Consider the following 4,035-nt stretch of genomic DNA (forward strand, 5'->3'; position numbering starts at 1 on the left):
GGTGGCTTCGGTGGCGGCGGTTTTGGCGGTGGCGGTGCAGGTGGAGATTGGTAACTCAATGGTTAAAATATTTTTTTGCATTATTTTACTGCCAAATAATTTCTATTTCTTTTAAAACTAATATTCACATTTGAATAATAATCTATTATCCAAAAACAAAACAATTAACTGCTTTAATTATAATCACTCTTTTATCGCATGCTTCATCGTTCAGCGTTAACCCTTTCCTAAAACTTTAGCCGCAGGTATTGAAAAATCTTGTTTTGTCGCTATCTTGCCGCTATAAAAGACCAGTGAAATGAATAAGTTATCTCTTGCATTAAATATCATCTTGCTTGCTGCGGTTGGCTATTTGTATTACTATAATTTTTCAGCTAAAAAAAGCGACAGTAAAGTTGTTGCTGCAGGAGTGGCATCAAAAACAAATGAAAGCAATGTTAATCATCAAAGTATTGCTTATGTGGATTTAGATTCTTTAAATGAAAATATTACCTATTTTAAACAACGCAGAAAAGAACTTGAGCAGCAGCAAAAACAAGCCGAAACAAAAATTGGCAACGACATCAAATCGCTTGAAGCCAAACAAAATAATTTTGTAAAAAATAATCCCAACGCCACCCCCGAACAAATACAAAATATAAGGGTGCAACTGGCACAGGGGCAGCAGGATATTGAAATGGAAAAGCAAAAGCAATCGCAGGAGCTCAATCAAAAAAGTTTTGAATTGATGGAAGGTATCCAAAAAAATTTAAAAGAATTTCTGGCAGAGTATAATAAAGAAAAAAAATTTCAGTTTATACTCACCACGGGCAGTGGTATAGATTATCTAATTTATAAAGACAGCACACTCGACATAACTAAAGACGTAATAAAAGGGATGAATTTAAAAATGAAACCTGCGGCCAAACAGTAATTCAATCCAATAAATTTATTTATCTTGTTCCGGTATAATAAACCGGAATTTTTTATGACAGAACAAACCAACTCCTTTAAACCCACACTTGGGTTATTTGATGCTACTATGATTGTTGCCGGAAGCATGATAGGTTCCGGTATTTTTATTGTAAGTGCAGATATTACCCGTAACGTAGGCAGCGCCGGATGGCTGATTGGAGTGTGGTTAATAACAGGTTTTATGACGTTGACTGCAGCTTTAAGCTATGGAGAATTAAGTGCAATGTATCCTAAGGCCGGCGGTCAATATGTTTATCTTAAAGAAGCTTTTAATCCATTGGCTGGTTTTTTATATGGCTGGAGTTTTTTTGCAGTAATACAAACCGCAACTATTGCAGCAGTGGGTGTGGCATTCAGTAAATTTGCTGCTTACTTAATTCCTGCGCTGAGCGAAAAAAATATAATTGCCGACCTTGGTTTTATAACCATATCAGCAGCACAGATAGTTGCTATTATTTTAATCATTTTTCTTACTTATATAAATACAAAAGGAATAGAAGGAGGGAAATTAATTCAGAGAATTTTCACCTCTGCAAAATTACTGGCCTTGTTTGGATTAATATTTTTTGGATTTTTTTTAGCTAAACAAAGTTTTTGGACAGAAAACTGGCAAACGGGAATGAATGCTGTGCAGCTGGAAAAAGATACTGCCGGAAATTTTATTGCAAATGGAAGTTGGTTGCCTATTGGCGGTGCAGCTTTAATTGGTGCAATTGCTGCTGCAATGGTAGGCTCTATATTCAGCAGTGATGCATGGAATAACGTAACTTTTATTGCAGGAGAAATAAAAAACCCTAAAAAAAATATAGGGCTTAGTTTATTTTTAGGAACATTGATTGTAACAGTAATTTATGTTTGTGCTAATTTGATGTATTTAAATGTGCTGCCTTTGCAGGCTATTTCACATGCGGAAAACGACAGGGTTGCTGTAGCAGCATCTAAAGGAATTTTTGGTGATGCCGGTACTTATGTAATTGCTGTACTGATTATGGTTTCTACTTTTGGTTGTAATAACGGGTTAATTTTATCAGGTGCCAGGGTATATAATACCATGGCAAAAGATGGTTTATTTTTTAAAAAAGCAGCGGCGTTAAATAAAAATTCAGTCCCTGAATTTGCTTTATGGATCCAGTGTTTAGTGGCAGGTTTACTTTGCCTCAGTGGTAAATATGGCGACCTGCTGGATATGATTTCTTTTGTGGCAGTAATGTTTTATGTACTCACCATTGCAGGTATTTTTATTTTAAGAAAAAAACAACCCAATATGGAAAGGCCTTACAAAGCTTTTGGTTATCCGGTATTGCCAGCGTTATATATTTTATTGGGTGTGGCATTTTGTATTGCGCTTATTATTTATAAACCACAATTCACCTGGCCGGGTTTAATCATTACTTTGATAGGTATTCCTATTTATTACATTGCAGTAGCAAATAAAAAATCTCAAATCTAAAATCATTAAGATAAATCATTCATGGATTTCGAAAAATTATTTCAACAGTTCTCCCGAGTAAAAGTGGCCGTAATTGGCGATGTAATGCTGGATACTTACTGGTGGGGAAAGGTAGAGCGTATTTCTCCAGAAGCACCCGTGCCCGTGGTGGCCGTTAGTAAAAAAGAACAACGCATTGGCGGTGCTGGTAATGTAGCGCTTAATTTACATTCCCTTGGTGCAGCAGTAAGTGTAATTAGTGTATTGGGTAAGGATGATGATGGGGAACAGTTGACAAAATTATTTGCAGAAAATAATATCAACACAAAATATTTGGTGTACAGTCAGCAAAGAATCACCACTAATAAAATTCGTATCATCAGCCGCAACCAGCACATGATGCGTTTAGATGCTGAATTAACCAACGATATTACGGCAACCGACGAAGAAAAATTATTAACCGCTTTCGAAAATTTTATTGCAGCAGAAAATCCTGATGTGGTAGTGCTGGAAGATTACAACAAAGGCGTACTGACAGAAAATGTAATTGCTAAAATTATCAGCCTCTGCAAAAAAAATAATATTTTAACCACAGTTGACCCTAAACGAAAAAACTTTTTTTCTTATAAAGGTGTAGATATTTTTAAGCCCAATTTAAAAGAAGTAAAAGAAGGGTTAAATCTTTTATCGGATGAAGTAAGTGAGAATATTTTAAAAGATATTCATTTGCAATTGCAGCAAAAACTACAACACAAAATATCTTTTATCACACTTTCCGAAAAAGGTGTTTTTTACAATGATGAAAAAACTGCAGCCATTATTCCCACACATATCCGCAATGTGGCAGATGTAAGCGGCGCAGGCGATACTGTAATTGCAGTAGCTTCTTTAGTGTATGCTGCTACCAAAAACGTAACACTCATGGCCGATGTGGCCAACATTGCCGGTGGTTTAGTTTGCGAAGAAGTAGGCACCGTAGCTATTGATAAAGAAAAATTGCTTCAGGAATGTATTCAGTTGCTTAATTAAGCCTTAGATTTTTTTTCTTCTTTCATCTGTTGCTTTTTTTCTGCAAGGGCTAACAGCCGGTTAAAATTTACAAATAACTCAAAAAATATTTTTACTAAAACAAAAACCAGTATAAATATTTTTCCTGCGCCAAAGGTTAAACAAAAGCTGCCCAGTATTACTACAAACTGCTGTACAAAAATTCGCATATAAGGTTCAAACATTTGCCTGCTTAAACTTATTTTTCTGTAGGCACCATCTTTAAAAAAATCAAAAAAACTTTGTACGGAGTAGTAAGCAATAAAAATCAACAGCATTAATTTACCATGGTCACCCAGCAATGCAGGAATGTTGGCGTAATTCATTATCAAATCACCACTTTGTTTTAAACCTGCAACACCAAAAAAAATTTGTGTCTGCACAAAAACAAAAAAGCCGTAGTGCATCACAAAAAAGAAAATAAAAAACCATCCGCTCTGCATACTGGTACTGCCGCCATTTTCCCACGCATCTTTTTTTCTTACCAAAAGGGTAATGCAGGCCATCTTAATTACATTAATAATTCCTATAATCACCGTTTCCATACAGTACACAATAAAGATCGGTTTGGCATCCCAGCCTTCAAACCAAACACCATACAATGG

4 protein-coding genes are annotated in these 4,035 nt (G+C 35.5%); 3 read left to right on the plus strand and 1 reads right to left on the minus strand.

The window, feature by feature from the left end; genetic code table 11:
• Positions 1 to 298: 298 nt before the first annotated feature.
• From ACY65O_RS06290 to ACY65O_RS06300, 3 genes are read left to right on the plus strand one after another with little or no spacing between them, the layout of a single operon-like run.
• Positions 299 to 913: an OmpH/Skp family outer membrane protein gene (locus ACY65O_RS06290; RefSeq protein ID WP_462220002.1), complete on the plus strand. Its 615-nt coding sequence runs from the start codon at positions 299 to 301 to the stop codon at positions 911 to 913.
• A gap of 54 nt (positions 914 to 967) precedes the next feature.
• The gene (locus ACY65O_RS06295; protein WP_462220003.1) at positions 968 to 2,404 is read left to right on the plus strand and encodes an APC family permease; all 1,437 of its coding nucleotides are present in this window, start codon (positions 968 to 970) and stop codon (positions 2,402 to 2,404) included.
• A gap of 21 nt (positions 2,405 to 2,425) precedes the next feature.
• Complete coding sequence (locus ACY65O_RS06300; RefSeq protein WP_462220004.1) at positions 2,426 to 3,412, plus strand: bifunctional heptose 7-phosphate kinase/heptose 1-phosphate adenyltransferase; 987 nt, start codon at positions 2,426 to 2,428, stop codon at positions 3,410 to 3,412.
• On the opposite strand, the gene ACY65O_RS06305 is transcribed toward ACY65O_RS06300, so the two are convergent.
• A partial coding sequence (locus tag ACY65O_RS06305; protein WP_462220005.1) for a DUF6498-containing protein occupies positions 3,409 to 4,035 on the minus strand: 627 nt, incomplete at its 5' end. The two genes, ACY65O_RS06300 and ACY65O_RS06305, sit on opposite strands and share 4 nt — an antisense overlap.

Origin of the sequence: Ferruginibacter sp., assembly GCF_031430955.1 — a bacterium.
In the GTDB taxonomy this organism is placed as follows: Bacteria; Bacteroidota; Bacteroidia; order Chitinophagales; family Chitinophagaceae; genus Ferruginibacter.

Bases quoted from the DNA above. Each gene is read 5' to 3' on its own strand.
- ACY65O_RS06290 (WP_462220002.1), top strand. From the start codon at position 299: ATGAATAAGTTATCTCTTGCATTAAATATCATCTTGCTTGCTGCGGTT.
- ACY65O_RS06295 (WP_462220003.1), top strand. From the start codon at position 968: ATGACAGAACAAACCAACTCCTTTAAACCCACACTTGGGTTATTTGAT.
- ACY65O_RS06300 (WP_462220004.1), top strand. From the start codon at position 2,426: ATGGATTTCGAAAAATTATTTCAACAGTTCTCCCGAGTAAAAGTGGCC.